The organism is Acidobacteriota bacterium (assembly GCA_028875725.1).
In the GTDB taxonomy this organism is placed as follows: Bacteria; Acidobacteriota; Thermoanaerobaculia; order Multivoradales; family Multivoraceae; genus Multivorans.
This window is the reverse complement of sequence record JAPPCR010000006.1, coordinates 267,629-285,204: the sequence shown is the minus strand read 5'-3', so window position 1 is coordinate 285,204 and position 17,576 is coordinate 267,629. Positions and strand designations below refer to the sequence as shown.

Annotated in this window: 14 protein-coding genes; 6 read left to right on the top strand and 8 right to left on the bottom strand. The window is 69.4% G+C overall.

What is annotated here, in order from left to right; genetic code table 11:
• Positions 1 to 98: 98 nt before the first annotated feature.
• Genes OXI49_03140 through OXI49_03130 form a run of 3 tightly spaced genes read right to left on the bottom strand, consistent with a single transcriptional unit; the run spans position 99 to position 4,363 of the window.
• The gene (locus tag OXI49_03140; protein MDE2689480.1) at positions 99 to 2,729 is read right to left on the bottom strand and encodes a M14 family zinc carboxypeptidase; all 2,631 of its coding nucleotides are present in this window, start codon (positions 2,727 to 2,729) and stop codon (positions 99 to 101) included.
• A 15-nt stretch (positions 2,730 to 2,744) separates the two neighbouring features.
• A complete protein-coding gene (locus OXI49_03135; protein ID MDE2689479.1) occupies positions 2,745 to 4,223 on the bottom strand; it encodes a sodium/proline symporter in 1,479 nt (492 codons plus the stop codon).
• Positions 4,220 to 4,363: a hypothetical protein gene (locus tag OXI49_03130; GenBank protein ID MDE2689478.1), complete on the bottom strand. Its 144-nt coding sequence runs from the start codon at positions 4,361 to 4,363 to the stop codon at positions 4,220 to 4,222. Before OXI49_03130 ends, OXI49_03135 begins: the two co-directional genes overlap by 4 nt.
• A 105-nt stretch (positions 4,364 to 4,468) precedes the next feature.
• Here OXI49_03130 and OXI49_03125 point away from each other — a divergent pair, with 105 nt between their 5' ends.
• Positions 4,469 to 5,884, top strand: a complete 1,416-nt coding sequence (locus OXI49_03125; protein ID MDE2689477.1) for an arylsulfatase — start codon at positions 4,469 to 4,471, stop codon at positions 5,882 to 5,884.
• Between the two features lie 4 nt (positions 5,885 to 5,888).
• A complete protein-coding gene (locus OXI49_03120) occupies positions 5,889 to 7,133 on the top strand; it encodes an aminotransferase class III-fold pyridoxal phosphate-dependent enzyme (protein ID MDE2689476.1) in 1,245 nt (414 codons plus the stop codon).
• 57 nt (positions 7,134 to 7,190) lie between these two features.
• Here the strand turns inward: OXI49_03120 and OXI49_03115 are convergent, their stop codons facing one another.
• The gene (locus OXI49_03115) at positions 7,191 to 7,406 is read right to left on the bottom strand and encodes a hypothetical protein (GenBank protein ID MDE2689475.1); all 216 of its coding nucleotides are present in this window, start codon (positions 7,404 to 7,406) and stop codon (positions 7,191 to 7,193) included.
• Between the two features lie 167 nt (positions 7,407 to 7,573).
• On the opposite strand from OXI49_03115, the gene OXI49_03110 reads away from it, so the two are divergent.
• Genes OXI49_03110 through OXI49_03095 form a run of 4 tightly spaced genes read left to right on the top strand, consistent with a single transcriptional unit; the run spans position 7,574 to position 12,999 of the window.
• Complete coding sequence (locus OXI49_03110; protein ID MDE2689474.1) at positions 7,574 to 10,456, top strand: M20/M25/M40 family metallo-hydrolase; 2,883 nt, start codon at positions 7,574 to 7,576, stop codon at positions 10,454 to 10,456.
• Positions 10,457 to 10,503: 47 nt separating this feature from the next.
• Positions 10,504 to 11,835 carry a serine hydrolase gene (locus OXI49_03105; protein MDE2689473.1) on the top strand — a complete coding sequence of 444 codons (1,332 nt, stop codon included), beginning with the start codon at positions 10,504 to 10,506 and terminating at the stop codon, positions 11,833 to 11,835.
• 25 nt (positions 11,836 to 11,860) lie between these two features.
• Positions 11,861 to 12,670, top strand: a complete 810-nt coding sequence (locus tag OXI49_03100) for a symmetrical bis(5'-nucleosyl)-tetraphosphatase (GenBank protein MDE2689472.1) — start codon at positions 11,861 to 11,863, stop codon at positions 12,668 to 12,670.
• 8 nt (positions 12,671 to 12,678) lie between these two features.
• On the top strand, positions 12,679 to 12,999 hold the full coding sequence (locus tag OXI49_03095) for a hypothetical protein (GenBank protein MDE2689471.1): 321 nt from the start codon (positions 12,679 to 12,681) through the stop codon (positions 12,997 to 12,999).
• A 15-nt stretch (positions 13,000 to 13,014) separates the two neighbouring features.
• On the opposite strand, the gene OXI49_03090 is transcribed toward OXI49_03095, so the two are convergent.
• The 4 genes from OXI49_03090 to menB all read right to left on the bottom strand — a co-directional run bounded on the left by OXI49_03090 (position 13,015) and on the right by menB (position 17,568).
• Positions 13,015 to 14,403, bottom strand: coding sequence for a hypothetical protein (locus tag OXI49_03090; GenBank protein ID MDE2689470.1), 1,389 nt, complete (start codon positions 14,401 to 14,403; stop codon positions 13,015 to 13,017).
• Positions 14,400 to 15,728 (bottom strand): class I adenylate-forming enzyme family protein, encoded by a 1,329-nt coding sequence (locus OXI49_03085; GenBank protein ID MDE2689469.1) that lies wholly within the window; start codon positions 15,726 to 15,728, stop codon positions 14,400 to 14,402. The genes OXI49_03090 and OXI49_03085 overlap by 4 nt, the downstream gene beginning before the upstream one ends.
• 98 nt (positions 15,729 to 15,826) lie before the next feature.
• On the bottom strand, positions 15,827 to 16,723 hold the full coding sequence (locus OXI49_03080) for a 1,4-dihydroxy-2-naphthoate polyprenyltransferase (GenBank protein MDE2689468.1): 897 nt from the start codon (positions 16,721 to 16,723) through the stop codon (positions 15,827 to 15,829).
• Positions 16,720 to 17,568 carry a 1,4-dihydroxy-2-naphthoyl-CoA synthase gene (gene menB / locus OXI49_03075; GenBank protein MDE2689467.1) on the bottom strand — a complete coding sequence of 283 codons (849 nt, stop codon included), beginning with the start codon at positions 17,566 to 17,568 and terminating at the stop codon, positions 16,720 to 16,722. Before menB ends, OXI49_03080 begins: the two co-directional genes overlap by 4 nt.
• Between the last annotated feature and the right edge of the window lie 8 nt (positions 17,569 to 17,576).

Here is a 17,576-nt window from a genome sequence, read left to right as displayed (position 1 = left end):
AACAGTGGACACCAGTTTTCGACGCAGGATCTCAGCACAACCCTGCGAGGGAGCGCAAGATTCCTGGCGAAGTCGCGAGCTGACCTCGGACCGCCGGCCTACCAGGTATCCGGCGCCGACGTTGCGTCGATCAGGCCGGAGAGGAAGATCGAGTTCAGGAACAGCCGGTTGGCACCGTAGAAGTAGGCGCGGAAGTTTGGATTGTCGAGAAGCTGAATCACGACGCCGCGGCCCATCCGACTGGCGATGACGGCCGGTTTGCCGGCCAGCCGACGCTGGTTCTCGGGTGAAATCCAACCGGAGAGCCGCGGCGGGTCCTGGTACAGGGCGACGTTCTCGAAGGGATCGGAGCTGGGCGGGAGGATCCACTCGCCGGTGCGGATCACGGCGAGGGCCGACCGCCTATAGCCGTAAGCCAGCGGATGCGTCAGATCGAGTTCGGCGCCGACGATCGTGCCGGCCATGAGCTGCTCGGCTCGCTGGTCCCGGTAGTCGGCGTAGCGGTGACGCTCCGACGCTTCGGACGCGCCCGCGTCCTCACCCTCGTCGACCTCCGCTTCGCGGCCCAGAAGTTCGACGCCTGCCCAACGGCTGGCCGCGCCGATGGCCACGACCGCGCCGCCGCTCCGCACCCAGTTCCGGAGGCGATCCCGAACGTCGTCCCGCGGGGCCCCGCCGCCGAAGCCGCCAAGAGTCAGCACGACATGGGTGTAGCGGTCCAGGTCCACGCCGCCGAGCGCTCCGAGATCGACCAGGGACGCCTCAACGCCGAAGCGTTCGTCGAGCACGTGCCAGGCCTCGCCGACCCGGTACGCGGAAACGCCCCTGCCGGTCACGAGCAGGGGACGCGGCGCGACCAGAGGCCGCAGACTCGGACTGCCGAGGTCGATCCCGGCCGCCGCCTGACCGCTGATCAGGCGATGGACGTCGACGCCGTCCGCGGCCGCCGCCTCCGCGAACAGCGCCTCCAGCGCGACCCGGGCATTGGCGCCCGGCTCGCCGTCCCGGCCGACCGGCACGACGATCGCTCCCGGCTCGAAAGCCTGAGGGCCGTCGGGGGTCTCGGCGATGAACGAAGCCGTCGCGGCCCGGGCCCGCGCGCCCGCCCGCTGCAGGCGGTTGAGGGTGCGGGCCGAGAAGTAGCCGTCCCAGGAGAAGGCGTAGGCGTAGGTCGACGTACCTCGGGGAGGGGCACTGAACGCGCCCGGCTCGATCGCGGCGTCGGTAACCGCCGTCCCCAGCAACTCGGGCCGGTAGACGCCGCCTTCGAGCAAGTCGTACTCGGCGCCGAAGGCGAGCGGCAGCGTCCACGCCGAGACGTCGTAGAACACGGAGTCGTTGAACTCGGTGACCTTCTCGAAGAGGGAGCGCACGAGCGTCGACTGGGGCTGCGCCAGCGGCACCAGCCATGACGTGCCCGGCGTGTAGGCCCGGCCGGAAACCGCGATTTCCTCTGCCGTCCCGTAGACCTCGATCTCGTGCCTCAGCAGCAGGTCGAGCATCCGGTGGGCGCGGCCGTGGTCGCCGTCCACGTGGAACACCCAGGCGGCCGGACCGGCCGCCTCCGCCTCGGCCAGAGCGCCGCGGAAGAAGTCGCGCTGGTGCTCCAGCAGTTCCAGGCGCTTCGCCACGCCGCCCTCGACCATCGACAGCGAGGCCAGTAACTGGTTCTTGATCCCGTACACGAACGCCAGTTCGCCGTTCGCCGTCTCGAGCCGGTGCCCCGCCGCTCTCGCCTGCTCGAACAGGAAACCGACCGCGCCGTGTGCGTCCGGGTAGGTCGAGCCCTTGCCGAGGTAGAAGTCGTCGAAGCCCTCCCGGCTGTAGTAGAGCCGGCCCGCGCCGTCGAACACGGCCGCGTGATGCGCCGCGATCGCTTCCGTCAGCTCCACGTTGCGCTCGGGAATCAGGGGATTGCGCCGGCTCGGAACGCCCGGCTGAAAGAAGAACGTGGCGTCGGAGCCCATCTCGTGGAAATCGCCGACCAGGTTCGGCTGCCAGGCCTTCCAGGTCACCATCCGGTTCCGCGACTCGGGGTGCTGCAGCAGCAGCCAGTCCCGGTTCAGGTCGAACCAGTAGTGATTCGTGCGGCCCCCCGGCCACGGTTCACGGTGCTCCCGGTGGGCAGGATCGGCATTCAGCACCATGCCGCGGTTCGTGTTCGCCCAATGGGCAAAGCGGCCGATCCCGTCCGGATTCAGGCTCGGATCCAGGAGGATGACCGCCTGCTCCAGTTGCTCCGCGACGACGTCGGAGAGCGACGCGGCCAGGTGGTAGGCAACCAGCATCGAGGCACTCGCGCCGCTCGGCTCGTTGCCGTGGATGCTGTAGCCGAGCCAGATGACGACCGGCAGGTCCTCGAGTTCCGGCGCCGGTTGCCGCGGGTCGACGACGCCGCGCCGCTGTTCGTGGATCTCGTCGAGCCGGGCATGGTTGCGCGGCGACGTGATCGTCAGCAGGGGCTGGGGACGCTGCTCGTGGCTGTGCCCCTGCACGGAGATGGTCACCCGTGGCGAGGACGCGGCCACGGCCCGCATGTAGGCGTTGAGCTGATCGGGACGAACGTGCCACTCGCCCACCTCGTAGCCAAGCACGGCGGACGGACGGGGCACGCCCGGGTCGTAGCCCGCCGGGTCGCGGGCGTCCGGCAGGTAGTACGACAGATCTTCGGCGGCAGCCGCAGCTACGGTGCTGAAGATGAGAAGAACGAAGGGCAGTCTAAGGCGCATCGCGCGAGTGTAGTCCTACGAACCTCTGACCACCGCGTGAACGTCCTCGAACTCCGCCGCCGCGCCTTCGGGCGGACTCGTCCACAGACTGACGACCACCGTCGCCGCCGTCCCGGCGATGAGCCCCGGGATCAGCTCGTACAGGTCGTAGTAGGACGCCTTGAACAGTACGACCCAGATCACCGTCACCGCGAATCCCGCCGCCATCCCGGCCAGCGCACCCGGCAACGTCGTCCGTTTCCAGAAGAGGGAGCAGAGAATGACCGGAACGAAGGCGCCGCCCAGCCCTGACCAGGCGAAGAGCATGAACCAGAACAGCAGCGGCGGTTCGGACAGGGCGAAGGGGATGGCCACCAGGCCCACGAGCGCGGTGACGAACTTCCCGTAGCGCGACAGGCGCCCCCCGCCACGCGCCGCACCGAGGATCTTCTGTCCGAAATCCCGCACCACCGAAGACGAGGCGAGGATCAACAGGGAATCGACCGTCGACATGATCGCGCCCAGAACGATGACCAGGAAGATGCCGGTGAAGAGGGCCGGGAACAGTTCCGCACTCATCGTCGGCATCACGGTCTCCGGATCGTCCAGCAACGGGAACAGGGCCCGTCCGGCGATCCCGGTGAACACGGCACCGACGTCGAACAGGACCATGCACACGACCGCGACCCGGCCGCCGCGGACCAGTTCGCGGCCGGAAGCCGCCGACATGAACCGGGTCAGAAGCTGCGGCACGCCAAGAAAGGCGAGGCCGATGCCGGCGAAGCTCGCAGCCGAAAGCACGCCGGCCCAGGTCGCGCCGTGGCTGCCCATCGCACGTAACAGGTTGGGATCGGCCGCCTGGAGCGCGCCGATCACTTCGTGCCAACCGCCCGCGGCCGCGACGCCAACGATCGGGAGCATGGCGAGCCCGCCCACCATGAGCAGGCCCTGCACCAGGTCCGAGTAGGCCACCGCCTTGAAGCCGCCGACCGCCGTGTAGACGATCGTCACGCCCGCGCCCAGAAAAACGCCGTGGACGTAGCTGAAGCCCAGGAAGGACGAGAAGGCCTTGCCCGTCGCGACAAGTTGCGCGCAACAGTAGACCGCGACCATCGACAGGATGATCGCGATGCTCAGCTTCCGCAGCAGTTGCCGGCGGTCCCGGAACCGCTCCTCCAGGTAGTCGGGAACGGTAATCGCCCGGTAGCGGTCGGTGTACTCCTTGAACGGCCGCGAAACGAGGGTCCAGGCGATCGCAACGCCCATCACCTCGCCGAACACGACCCAGAGCGCGTGGAAGCCCACCGCGTAGCCCATGCCGGTCAGACCGAGCAGCAGCCAGCCGCTCTCGCCGGTGGCGTTCGAACTGAAGGCAATGACCCAGGAGGGCAGCTTCTTGCCGGCCACGTAGTAGCCCTCCAGGCTCCCTCCTTCGCGCCGGCCCCACAGGCCGAGCCCGATCAGGACCAGCATGTAGAGGCCCAGGGGGACGAGGACCAGCGCGCTTGCCGTCACGCCGCACCGCTCCGCGCGGTCCCGTGACCGCGGCGGCGACCACGCCGCTCAAGCCACCACCGCAGCAGGACCAGAGCCGGTCCGCTGCCGACCGACACCGCGAGCAGAGCCCAGGTCGAGATCGGCAGGCCGGCCCACATGGGCCGTCAGGCTAGCAGTCGCCGTGGCAGGATCAGTCCGCATCCGGCAGCACGGCGCACGGCGACACCTCGCGGCAGCCACCGCACGAGGAACGAGAGGCAGGCATGAAACCACCCAACATCGTCTTCATGCTGACCGACAACGTCGGTTACGGCGACCTGGGCTGCTACGGCGGCGGCATCACGCGGGGCGCCCCGACTCCCCGCCTCGACGCACTGGCCGCCGAAGGCCTGAGACTGACGAACTTCAACGTGGAAGCCGAGTGCACGCCGACCCGATCCGCCCTGCTCACCGGTCGAATGCCCATCCGCACCGGCTGCCACCGGGTGATTCCACCCGGCATCAAGCAGGGGCTGGCGCCCTGGGAGTACACCCTGGCCGAGCTGCTCCGGGATGCCGGCTATCGCTGCGCCATCTTCGGCAAGTGGCATCTGGGTAACGTCCAGACGCGCATGCCCACCCGCTTCGGCTTCGAGGAGTGGTGGGGCGTACGCGACAGCACCGCGCCCGCCATCTACGGCGACCTGATCGGCTTCGATCCGGACGAGATGGACAATCCCATGCTGTGGGAGGGCCGCCTCGGCGAACCGTGTGTGCCGGTGCAGCCCTACAACCTGGAAAGCCGCCCGTTCGTCGACTCGATCATCACCGAGAAGTCCGTGGCCTACATCCGCGAACACGCGCGCGGCGACAAGCCCTTCTTCCTCTACATTCCCTACTCACTCGTGCACCATCCGGCCATGCCACACCCCGACTTCAAGGGCCGGACCCGCGGCGGCGACTTCGCCGACTGCATGGTCGAGTGCGACCATCGCTCGGGCCAGATCCTCGACGCCATCGAGGAGGCCGGCATAGCGCGGGACACGCTCGTCGTGTGGGCCAGCGACAACGGACCTGTATTGATCCCCAGTCTCGGCCCCCAGGCGGACTCGGGTCCCTGGCGCGGCTGCCTGGGCACCGCCTACGAAGGCCAGTTGCGCACGCCCTGCATCCTGCGCTGGCCCGGCCGCGTGCCGGCGGGCGCCGTCAGCGACCAGATCGTGAGCGTCTTGGACTTCTACCGCACCCTCGCCCACCTGGCGGATGCCGGGAACCTGGTGCCGGACGACCGGGTCCTGGACAGCGTGGACCAGTCGGGGGTCTTCCTGGGGAACACCGACAAAGGGCCGCGTGAGCACCTTCTGTGCTTCATCAAGGACGAACTCGCGGCCATCAAGTGGCGGCAGTTCAAGATGCACTTCGTGGAGTTCCAGCCGGAAGCGGGACGGCGCACGCGCATCTCCCTGAACAACCCCCAGTTGTTCAATGTCGAGCAGGACCCGAAGGAAGAGTGGGACATCATGGAACCCAACACCTGGATTGCGGAGCCGATCAACGGGCTCATGCGCGACTACCACGTCTCCGTCGCCAAGTGCCCTCACGTCCCGCCGCGAGGAGCCGGCCCCGGCGTCAAGGGGGACATCCACGCCGAAGAAGCTGAGACTTCGCGCGCCACCGCGGCCGGAACGGAAGGAGCCTGACCCGATGAACGACTCCGTCGACGGTCCGCGGGGCCGGGAACTCTGGGAGAGAACGGACACAGTCATCCCGCGCGGCGGCATCTACCTGACCCGGTCCGCGCGCTTCGCCGGTCGGGACGTGCTACCGGGGTTCATCCGCTCGGCGAAGGGGTGCCGGATCGAGGACGCGGACGGCCGCTCCTACCTGGACTTCAACTGCGGGAACGGGCCGAACATCCTGGGCTACTGCCACCCCGAGGTCGACGCCGCGGCAGCCGAGCAGGCCGGCGAGATGGACCTCAGCGCCTTCTTCCCGGAGGCGATGCCGATCTACGCCGAGCAACTGCTCGAGGCGGTGGCGGGTTTCGACTGGATGATCTTCACCAAGAACGGATCGGACAGCACGAACCTCGCGCTACGCACCATGCGGTCCTCGACCCACCGGCCGGTCGTCATCCTGTTCCGGGACTCCTACCACGGCTTCGGGACCGAGATCGCGCTCCACCCGGAAACCCCGGCCACCGGCGAGCAGCGGCACGTCGCGCGCGTCCCCTGGAACGACGCCGGGGCCCTGGAGCGCGCGGTGGAGGAACTCGGAGACCGCCTCGCCGGCATCATGATCAGCCCCCTCGACCAGAACCCGAGCCAGGAGACGCGGGAGGCGAGCCCGGAAATCGTCGCGGCGATTCACGCCGCGCGCGAACGGACCGGGTGCCGCGTGGCCCTGGACGACGTCCGCGCCGGTTTCCGGATGCACCCGAAGGGCTCCCACCTCGGCATGGGCCTCGAGCCTGATCTCATCTGCCTGGGCAAACCCCTGGCGAACGGCTACTCCGTCTCGGCCGTACTCGGCCGCAACGAACTGCGGGAGGGCGCGGAACGGATCGCCTTCACCGCGACCTACATGTTCTCCGCGGTCGCCTTCCGCGCCGGCATGAAGACGCTCGAGATCTACGGGCGGGACAACGTCTTCGAGCACATGGTGCGAATGGGCACGCGGCTCAGGGAGGGCATCGTCGCCGCCGGACGGGCGCATGGCCACGAGGACGTCGTCATGTCCGGGCCACCGACCATGCCCACCTTTCTCTTTCGCGGCGACGTGAAGGCCAAGCGCGCCCGCATCTTCGGCAGCCAAGCGGCCCGGCTCGGCGCCATCTTCCACCCCCGGCTCAACTGGTTCCTGTCGCTGGCGCACCAGCCGGACGACATCGAGGAGGCCATCGACATCGCCAGCCGCGCCTTCGCCCTGACCCCGCTGACGCCGCCGTAGTAGTGGCGGCCGCTGGCCACCACCGTCAGGCTAGCCGTGGTGCCCCAACCAGGCGGCTTACGGCAGCAACCTGATCGCCGCAACGATCAAGGCGCCGAAGCCGATCATCGTCGTGACCATCGTCGTAACCATGGTCTTCAGCATCCACACCTTGAGATCAGCCAGGTCGGCCTTGGTCGCCATGTGCTGCATGCGCTCGTCGATCCGGGCGCGCCACGCAACCCAGTCGTCCGTCCGGGGCGGATCGGCGGTCGTCACGTTCGCGGTCGTCATGTCACTTTGCCTCCACGAGGCGCCCCGGAGAACCGGCGAGTTGGCCTCCTGAGTATGGCACGGATCCCGGCGTGTGCGAGCACCGTTAGTAGACTCGCCCGACTTCGTTCCGCGGCGGGATCTCCTGGCCTCGCAGGCCCGTCGAGAACTGGCGAGGGAGATCCATTGTGCCGAGACCTCAGTCCGTAACCGCCGCACTGGTAGCGGTGGCTCTCGCCGTCAGCGCCGCCCCGGTCCAAGCCTCGGACGGCGAACTCGACGAAAACACGTTCCTGGAACGCACCCGGCGTCTGATCTACGAGGGCAGGCGCTCCGGAGAAGGCTACTTCTCCGCCGACGGCGGGCTCCTCGTCTTCCAGAGCGAGCGGCGGCCCGAGAATCCGTTCTACCAGATCTACCTGCTCGATCTGGCCACCGGTGACACCCGCGAGGTGTCGACCGGAATCGGCAAGACGACCTGCGCTTTCATTCGCCCGGACGGTTCGGAGATCCTGTACGGGTCGACCCACCACGACCCGCGCTCGGCCGAGTTTCAGCAACAGGAGCTCGACTTCCGCGCCTCGGGCCAGGAACGGCGCTACGCCTGGGACTACGACCCGGAGATGGAGATCTACACGGTGCCCATGGCCGGAGGCGAGCCGCGCCGGCTGACGAACGTCCGCGGCTACGACGCGGAAGGCGCCTACTCCCCGGACGGCGAGTGGATCGTCTTCGCCTCCACCCGCGACGCCTTCAACCGGGAACTCTCGGAGCGCGAGGCGAACCTGCTGGAAGTCGATCCCGCCTACTTCGGCGAGATCTACGTCATGCGCGCCGACGGCAGCGAACAGACCCGGCTGACGAACGTTCCCGGCTACGACGGAGGCCCCTTCTTCTTCGCCGACGGTTCCCGCATCGTCTGGCGACGCTTCGGCGAGGACGGCCTGATCGCCGACGTCTGGTCGATGAAGCCCGACGGCTCGGATCAGCGGCAGCTGACCGACTTCGGCGCGATGAGCTGGGCGCCGTACCAGCACCCCTCAGGGCAGTACATCCTCTTCGCCTCGAACAAGCTCGGCTTCGAGAACTTCGAGGTCTTCATCGTCGACACCGAGGGGACGAAGGAACCCGTCCGGATCACCTACACGGACCGCTTCGACGGTCTGCCCGTGCCGTCGCCGGACGGCCGACAACTCGTCTGGACTTCGAGCCGCCACGGCGGCGACGGCGGCCAGCTCTACATCGCCGACTGGAACCACGAGGCGGCACTCGACGCGCTGGCGGCCGCTCCTGCCCGCGTCGCGGGCGGCCGACCGGACGCGCCGCCTGATCCCCGGGAAGCGCTCGAGAGCCACGTCACCACCCTTGCCTCGCCCGAGTTCGGCGGCCGGCTGACGGGCACGGAGGGCGAGCAGCGAGCCGCCGCCTACCTCGTCGAGCAGCTTGGGGCGCTCGGCGCCGAGCCGCTCCCCGGCGAGGACGACCTGCTGCTCGACTTCGAGTTCACCTCCGGCGCCCGCGACACGGGCTCGACGATCCGGATCGAGACCGAGAGCGGCACCGCCGCATTCAGCGACCAGACGCAGATCCAGGCGCTCGGCTTCTCCGACTCGACGGAGGTCGAAGGAGAGGCGGTGTTCGCCGGCTACGGCATCAGGGTGCCGGACTCCCAGGACTTCGGCTACGACAGCTACGCGACGCTCGACGTCAGCGGCAAGATCGCCGTCGTTCTGCGCTACGTCCCCGAGGATGTCGAGGGCGAGGCACGGGCGATCCTCAACCGTTACTCGGGACTCCGTTACAAGGCACTGACCGCGCGCGAGGCGGGCGCCGTGGGGCTCCTCGTCCTGACCGGACCGCGCTCACCGAACGCCGGCGAGACGATCCCGATGGCATTCGACACCGCGGCGGCCGGCTCCGGCGTCGCCGCCGCCAGTGTGGACGGCGAGGTCGCGAGAGCGCTGTTCGCCGGCACCGGCCGTGATCTCGAGGAGATCCAGAAGAGCTTCGACGACGGCAACCCGCACACCGCGGGCTTCGCCATCCCCGACACGCGAGTCACCCTGACAACGGCGATCGAGCGGGAGCGCGGCACGGCGCGGAACGTGGTCGCCGTCCTCGCCGGCGGCAAGGCTGAGAGCCTCGACAAGCCGTGGGTCGTCGTCGGCGCCCACTACGACCACCTCGGCCGGGGTCGCGGCGGCAACTCGCTGGCGCGGGCGGACGAGAAGGGCGCCATTCACCTCGGCGCTGACGACAACGCCTCGGGCATCGCCGCGGTGCTCGACGCCGCGAGGCAGTTGCGCGAGATGGGCCACGACCGGAACGTCGCGCTCGCCTTCTGGTCCGGCGAGGAACTCGGGCTCCTGGGCTCCGCGGCCTTCGTCGAAGACGCCGTCATTCCGGCCGACCGGATCGCGGCCTACGTGAACCTGGACATGGTCGGTCGCGTCCGCGACAATCGCCTGACCGTCCAGGCCGTGGGTTCAAGTCCCGACTGGACGGGGCTGGTCGAAGCCTCCAACGTCCCGGTCGGTTTCGATCTCGGCGTGCAGACCGATCCGTACCTGCCGACCGACACCTTGAGCTTCAACAATGCCGGCGTTCCGACGGTCAACCTGTTCAGCGGCTCCCACGAGGACTATCACCGGCCGACCGACACGCCGGATCGCATCAACTACGACGGCCTGGAGCGCGTGGCCCGCTTCGCCGCCCTGCTGACACGCCGGGCCGCGAACCAGGACGAGCCGCTCGAGTTCGTCAAGGTCGAGCGGAGCCTCCAGCAGGGCGGCAGCCGCGACACCGTACGCGCCTACACCGGCACGATCCCGGACTACGCCAGCGAAGTGGAAGGCCTGCTGCTGGGCGGGGTGATGGAAGGCGGACCGGCGGCCGAGGCGGGGCTTGAGGGCGGCGACGTGATCGTCGAGTTCGCCGGCCAGAAGATCGCCAACATCTACGACTACACGTACGCCCTCGACGCCGTGAAGATCGACGAGCCGATCGAGGTCGTCTACATGCGCGACGGCGAAAGGCATACGACGACCCTGACGCCCCGGGCGAGGCGCTGAACGCCCAAGTCCCGACGACCACCGCCACACTCCCAGGGAGGCGCACCATGAACCTCGACCAACGCAACCGTGTCCCGATGCTGTCCGCCGCCGCGTTCCTCCTCGGAGGCTGCCTCGCCGGCGCCCTGGCGGCCGCTCCGCCAGCTACAGCCGCCGACCAGACGGCGCCTGCTCCGCTACCGATCGCCGAGCCCGAGAGCGCCGGCATGTCGAGCGAGCGCCTGGAGCGTCTGACCGAAACGATGGCCGGCTACATCGACCGCAAGCAGATCGCCGGCGCCGTCACCCTGGTCGCCCGCCGCGGCAAGGTCGTCCACTTCGAAGCCCAGGGCGAACGCTGGCCCGAGCAGAGCGCCCCGATGACCCGGGACACGATCTTCCGGATCGCGTCGATGACCAAGCCGATCGCTTCCGTGGCGCTGATGACCCTGTACGAAGAGGGCCGGTTCCAGCTTCGCGATCCGATCGCGAAGTACCTGCCCGAGTTCGCCGAGATGCAGGTCGCGACGGTGCCGGACGCCGACGAGTACCTGGGTGCGCCGTACAAACTGGTCCCGGCCGCGCGGCCGATCACGGTGCAACACATCCTGACCCATACCGCCGGTTTCGCGAACAACTATCGCGGGTTGCTCAACGCGGACTACACGAAGCTGCGGACGAATCGTGACCCCGAGTGGACCGTCGGCGACTTCGTAACGGCCCTCGCCGAACTGCCGCTGGAGTTCCACCCCGGCGACGCCTGGCAGTATGGCCCCTCCGTCGATGTCGTCGGGCGGATGGTCGAGGTGCTGTCCGGCCAGGCTCTCGACGAGTACCTGAGGGAGCGCATCTTCGAGCCCCTGGGCATGGTCGACACGTACTTCTACCTTCCCGAGTCGAAGGTCGGCCGCTTCGCCGCGCTCTACCGGCCCGGCGAGGACGGCAGGATCGTCCTCACCGAGGCGCCGAACGTGAACGCCCGGCACGTCCGCGAGCCGCACAAGTACTTCAGCGGTTCCGGCGGCCTGGTCTCCACCGCCGCCGACTACTACCGCTTCCACCAGATGATGCTGAACGGCGGCGAGCTGGGCGGTCACCGCATCCTCGGCCGCAAGACGGTCGAACTGATGACGTCGAACCACACCGGTGACCACGGCCTCTGGCTGCGCGGACCGGGCTACGGTTTCGGCCTCGGCTACAGCGTGGTGATGGACAAGGGCGCCTCGGCGATGCCGGCCTCCGTCGGGTCGTACTCTTGGGGCGGCGCCTACTGCACCGTGTTCTGGGTCGATCCGGTAGAAGAGCTGATCGGCATCCTGATGACCCAAGTCCGGCCGTACACGCACCTGAACATCCGCCAGGATCTCCAGAGCCTGACGTACCAGGCCATCGTCGACTGACGATCGCGGAGGGCGACGGTCTCCGATGGCGACCTGGGCGATCGGCGACGTCCACGGCTGCTTCCGCACCCTTGACGCGCTGATCCGGCACATCGACCTCGACCGCAGTCGGGACCGTCTCTGGATGGTGGGCGACCTGGTAAACAGGGGACCGTGCTCACTCGAGACGCTGCGCTGGGCACGTACGCTGGACGCCGAGATGGGCGATCGGTTCCAGGTCGTCCTCGGCAACCACGACCTGCACCTGATCGCGCGGCACCTCGGGGTCACCAGCAAGAAACCGCGAGACACCCTGAAGAAGGTCCTCAAGGCGGCGGACGCAACCGAGCTGGTCGACTGGCTGCGCAGGCGGCCCTTCGTTCACATCGAACGGGTCGCAGGACACGACTACGTCCTCGTCCACGCGGGCCTGCGGCCCGGCTGGTCCCGGGAGGACGTCACCAATGCGGCCAGGCGGCTCGAACGAAAGCTCCGCGGTCCGAAGGCGAGGAGCCTGTTGTGCCGCCGGAACGACAAGTCGCTGGCGGCGTTCACTCGCATGCGGATGCTCGACGGGAAGAGCCGGCCCCACGACTACAGCGGCCCTCTCGAGGAAGCGCCGCCAGGACTCCGACCCTGGTTCGACTTAGCGCCGCGCAGCTGCCCGGACCATACGGCGGTCGTCGGGCACTGGGCCGCCCTCGGACTCCGCCTGCGACCCGACTTGATCGCCCTCGACAGCGGCTGCGTCTGGGGTGAAGGGCTCACTGCAATCCGGCTCGAAGACCGGCGCGTCATGCAGAAGAAGGTGATCGATCGATTGCCGGAAACCAACCGGGCCTCCCATTCGTTGTAACCAATGAGATGAAGGACGCATACGCGATCTCGCGCATCCTGCTGGCGGACGTCTACGACGCGACCGCCGAGCCGGAGTCCGCCCCGGCGCCGCGCCAGCGTCTGCGCCGGCTCGCGCTGACGCTGTCGACCCTGCTGTTCGCGGCGGCTCACGCGTCACCGGAGCGGCGCGGTGCGTCCGACGAGGCGCTCGACCGTCTGAACGAGATGACGTCGACGATCGAGGCCTGCCAGGACGGCGGCCTGCTGTCGCCAACCGAAGCTGAGCGACTGCGCCAGATGAGCGAGGCGCTCGACCGCAGCCTCCGCGACGACGGCACCCCTGTCTGACGCCGCGAGGTGAGGTCAGGACAGCCCGAGGCGGCGCGGCAGCTCCCGGGCCATCAGATCCTCGGCATGGGAGCGGCTCGAACCCAGCGCCACGACATCGAACTTGCCGAACTGCTCCAGCGGCCCCACGTTGTAGAGCAGGAACCGGCTGGCCTCAGAACCGCGGTCATGCACGGCGTCGCCGAAGCGCGCCAGGAGCTGCTGAAACGTGGTTCCCGTGAGGTCCGGGTGAAGGAAAGCCTGCGCCTGGTACGGCGGGCGGCCGCCCGGGTAGAGCCTGTCGACCAGGTTCATCGGGGTGCTGGTGCCGCCCCAGCGTCCGTTGCATTCCGTGAACACGACCCGTCCATCCGGCAGCACCAGGTGGTCGAACGAACAGCGGCCCACGTAGCCCAGGCCCTGCAGGGCGGCCGCTACCTGGCCTGACTGCGACACGATCCGCTCCTCCACCTCCGCCGCCAGCCCACTCGGCCGGCTGCCAACGAAGACACCCTCCTCTCCGGCCAGGATCTGCTCGTAGACGCCGTCGAGCGTCGGCTCCCCGCCGCCAGGGGGCGGCAGCCACCACTGGGTCGAAGGAGACGAGGTCGCCTGCTCCCAGCGAACCGCGAGTACGTCCTCGCCGCCCTCCCAGCCGGTCCTCTCGAGGAAATCCCGGACGATGTCCAGGGTGCCCGAGAGTCCGCGGCGACGGAGCGCCGCGGACTCGAACACCTCGTTGCCCATCGCCGAAGCGCAGCGCAGCCGCTTGAGCGCCACGGACGGACCCGTTTCCGAGAGTTCGAGCAGCGCGCGGGCCAGCGCTTCCGGCGACGCCGACCGGCGACTTTCGGGCAGAAAGCCGGGACCGAGGACCGCGGTGACGAGGTCCTCGAAGTTCGCCTTGTCGTTGGCGATCCAGGTCACCGGCGGCGGCGGGGCCAGCACCCGCACCATGGAGGTGGTTTCGGCGGCAACGGCCGCCGCGAGATCCCAGATCGCCTCGGCGCCGAGAAAAGGCTCGACGACGAGGCCGCCCCGGCGCGCAAGCGCTCCGAGCCGTTCGAGGAGCGCGCGGTTCTCCATGCAGGCGCGGGCAATCGCGAGCCGGTCGCCGACAGGGTCGACCTCCAGGAGCTCCACCGCGCCGAGGCCGAGGATCTCCCGGCAGTAGCGCTCGTAGCCGGCTGACCCAGGCGTCGAGGCCACATAGGAGTCACCTCCTCGCGCCCGCAGCCGTGCCCGGTGCTGATAGTGCTCGACGCCGCTCACGCCGTCGAGGAACGGGATCGCCGCGAAGTCGTCCAGGTGCAGGGTCCTGGTCCCCGCGTCGCTCGCCCGATAGCGAAACGGTTCGAAGGCCCGGAGCCGCCACTCGAGGTCGAGTCGGTCCCGGAACTCCGCCACCGCGGCGGCGACAGTCACTGTCCCTCCTGCCCCGTCCGCAGGCCTGGCGACTCGACCAGGAGTCGAACGCAGGCGCTTCGGTCCACCTTGCCCGAAGCGGCCAGTGGCAGCCCATCCACGACACGCCAGCACCGCGGCCGCTTGAACCCGGCGAGACGTCCACCCAGGTGCCTCCCGAGTCCGGCCAGCCCGCCAAGGGACTCGAAACCGACGGTCGGGACCAGGACGGCGCCCACCGTTTCGCCCCACTCCTCGTCCTCCAGACCGACCACGCAGGCCGCCGCCGCGCCGGGCCACTCCACGACGACCGCTTCCACTTCCGCCGGATCGACGTTCTCGCCGCCGGTCAGGATCCGCTCGGAGCGCCGACCCACGATCCGGAGCCGGCCGTCCTCGCCGATCGCACCCAGGTCGCCCGTATCGAACCAGCCGTCCACATCGAAAGGCCGTTCGAGCAGCGCCCCCGGTTCCGCGCCCAGATAGCCGTCGAACAGCGCGTCGCCCCGCACCGCGATCGTGCCGGCGAACCCGTCCGGAGCCGCAACCCGCACCTCGATCCCGGGCAGCGGCGTACCCACCCCCCCAAACGTCTCGCCCGGCCGCTCCGTCGCGACCTGGGAACAGGCCTCCGTCAGCCCGTAGGTCGCGAACACCGGCCAGCCGCTTTCTCTGGCCCGCTCCATCAGAGCCGGCGGAGCGCCGGCGCCGCCCACGAGCACGGCCCGCAGGCTCTGCGGCGGACGCCTGGTTGCCTGAAGAAGCCGCGCGAGCATCGTCGGCACGACGGACAGAAGCGTGATCCGGTCGCGTTCGACGACCCCAAGGGTCTCGGCGGGATCGAAGCTCCCGGAAGCCCGACGTCCACCCACGACCACCGTCCGCCGCGCATGGAGGCAGCGAACGACGATCATCAGGCCGCCCACGTGAGCGGTCGGCAAGCTCAGGAGCCAACGGTCGTCGGCGCGCCAGCCCAGCACCCGTCCATGCGCAAGCGCCGACGCGCGCAGCGCCGCCCGGCTGAGAACTGCGCCCCGCGGCCGACCCGTCGTGCCGGAAGTGAAGACGATCGCGGCGCCCTGGCCGACGCTCGGGTTGCCGACCGCGGCGGGCGCCGGCGCCAGGGCTCCGCCGCTCTCGAGACAGACGCAGGCCCCGGCGATCGCCATCGCCCGGTCGCGTTCGGCGCGCGTCCACCGGGGATGGATCAGCACGAACGAGACCCGGTCCTCAAGCAGTGCGAGAAGGTTGACCACGGTGTCGGGCCCCGTGCCCCCAACGACGGCGACGACCGGCGCGTCCAGTTCGTCGAGCCGCGAACGCAGCGCGTCTCGCGTCCGATCCACCCGCTCCGCAAGCTCCACCCAGCCGACCTCATGGCCACCGTCGACCAGCGCCGGCCCCCGCGCTTCACAGCCCGCCGCTCGAACCGAAAGTGCGTCGCTCAGTGCCGGGCCCCCAGCACGATGCCGATCGACAGGAGCGCGCCGAACAGGAGGAGCAGGCGGGCGGTCGCCGCCAACGCCAGGTTGAGGGCCGCGCCCTCGCCGCGCCACACGGACCGCAGCAGGGCGACCGCGAACGGCAGCGCCAGCCACGACAGCAGGGGCCACGGACCGAACCGGACGACCAGCGGCAGGGCAGCGGCATGCCCGGCCAGGAGCAGCGCCGCATACTCCAGCCGCGTGAAACGCGCGCCGAAGCGCACTGCCAGCGTCCGCTTGCCGGCCGCCGCGTCCGTCTCGCGGTCGCGAAGGTTGTTCACGACGAGGATCGCCGTCGCCAGGGCGCCGACGGCGATCGCCGCCCACCAGGCGACGGCCGGTACTTCCAGCGCCTGGACATACACCGTCCCGACCACGGCGGCCAGACCGAAGAACAGGAAGACGAACAGGTCGCCCAGGCCGACGTAGGCCAGCGCCCAGGGGCCGGCCGTGTACAGCAGCCCTGATGCGATCGAAACCGCGCCGACTACCAGCACCGGCCAGCCCGCGACCGCCACCAGGTAGAGGCCGCAAACGATGCAGAGACCGAAGGCGATCCACGCCCCGACCCACACCTGGCCGCGGCTGAGCAGCCCCGATTGCACCGTCCGCACTGGCCCGACCCGGCGTTCCGTGTCGGCGCCGCGGTCGAAGTCGAGCACGTCGTTCGACAGGTTCGTGCCGATCTGGATGAAGACTCCGACGCCGAGCGCGGCCAGGGCCGGGGCGACCCGGAAGCCCGAGACGGACATGGCGCAGGCGCTGCCGACAACGACGGGCGTCACCGCCGCCCACAGCGTCTTCGGACGGATCGCCTGCGCCCACGCCCCCAGGTTGCCGGGGCGGCGCCCGCTCATGGGTAGCGCTGAAACTTCGAGAAGTCCGGCTTCCGCTTCTCCAGGAACGCCTGCCGGCCCTCCTGCCCCTCCTGCGTCATGTAGAACAGCAGGGTCGCGTTCCCCGCCAGCTCCTGCAGGCCGGCCTGGCCGTCGCAGTCGGCGTTCATCGCCGCCTTCAGGCAGCGGAGCGCCATCGGGCTGTTGGCCAGCATCTCCCGGCACCACTGGAGGGTCTCCTGTTCCAGCCGCTCGAGCGGCACGACCGTGTTGACGAGGCCCATGTCCAGCGCCTGCCGGGCGTTGTACTGACGGCACAGGAACCAGATCTCCCGCGCCTTCTTCTGGCCCACGATCCGCGCCATGTACGAGGCGCCGTAACCGCCGTCAAAGCTGCCCACCCGCGGGCCGGTCTGGCCGAAGCGGGCGTTGTCGGCGGCGATCGTCAGGTCGCAGACCATGTGCAGCACGTGGCCACCGCCGATCGCGTAGCCGGCGACCATCGCCACGACCGGCTTGGGCAACGTGCGGATCTGACGCTGCAGGTCGAGGACGTTCAGGCGCGGCACGCCGTCGTCACCGACGTAGCCGGCGTCGCCCCGGATACGCTGATCGCCGCCCGAACAGAAGGCGTTTCGTCCTTCGCCGGTCAGGATCACCGCGCCGACCTCACCGTCATCGCGGGCCACGTCGACCGCCGCGCTCATCTCCTGGACCGTCAGCGGCCGGAAGGCGTTGCGCACCTCCGGCCGGTTGATCGTGATCTTGGCTATCCCCTCCGGCTCGCCGCCGACGTAGGACTTCTCGTAGCGGATATCCGTGTAGTCACCGCCACTCCGCCATTCCTGGTGCGATTCTCCGCTCATCCCCTCCC

What these genes read in the sequence shown, in the direction of transcription:
- OXI49_03115 (MDE2689475.1), bottom strand. Translation starts at nt 7,406, where the DNA reads ATGACGACCGCGAACGTGACGACCGCCGATCCGCCCCGGACGGACGAC.
- menB (MDE2689467.1), bottom strand. Translation starts at nt 17,568, where the DNA reads ATGAGCGGAGAATCGCACCAGGAATGGCGGAGTGGCGGTGACTACACG.
- OXI49_03105 (MDE2689473.1), top strand. Translation starts at nt 10,504, where the DNA reads ATGAACCTCGACCAACGCAACCGTGTCCCGATGCTGTCCGCCGCCGCG.
- OXI49_03125 (MDE2689477.1), top strand. Translation starts at nt 4,469, where the DNA reads ATGAAACCACCCAACATCGTCTTCATGCTGACCGACAACGTCGGTTAC.
- OXI49_03120 (MDE2689476.1), top strand. Translation starts at nt 5,889, where the DNA reads ATGAACGACTCCGTCGACGGTCCGCGGGGCCGGGAACTCTGGGAGAGA.
- OXI49_03140 (MDE2689480.1), bottom strand. Translation starts at nt 2,729, where the DNA reads ATGCGCCTTAGACTGCCCTTCGTTCTTCTCATCTTCAGCACCGTAGCT.
- OXI49_03080 (MDE2689468.1), bottom strand. Translation starts at nt 16,723, where the DNA reads ATGAGCGGGCGCCGCCCCGGCAACCTGGGGGCGTGGGCGCAGGCGATC.
- OXI49_03100 (MDE2689472.1), top strand. Translation starts at nt 11,861, where the DNA reads ATGGCGACCTGGGCGATCGGCGACGTCCACGGCTGCTTCCGCACCCTT.
- OXI49_03095 (MDE2689471.1), top strand. Translation starts at nt 12,679, where the DNA reads ATGAAGGACGCATACGCGATCTCGCGCATCCTGCTGGCGGACGTCTAC.
- OXI49_03130 (MDE2689478.1), bottom strand. Translation starts at nt 4,363, where the DNA reads ATGTGGGCCGGCCTGCCGATCTCGACCTGGGCTCTGCTCGCGGTGTCG.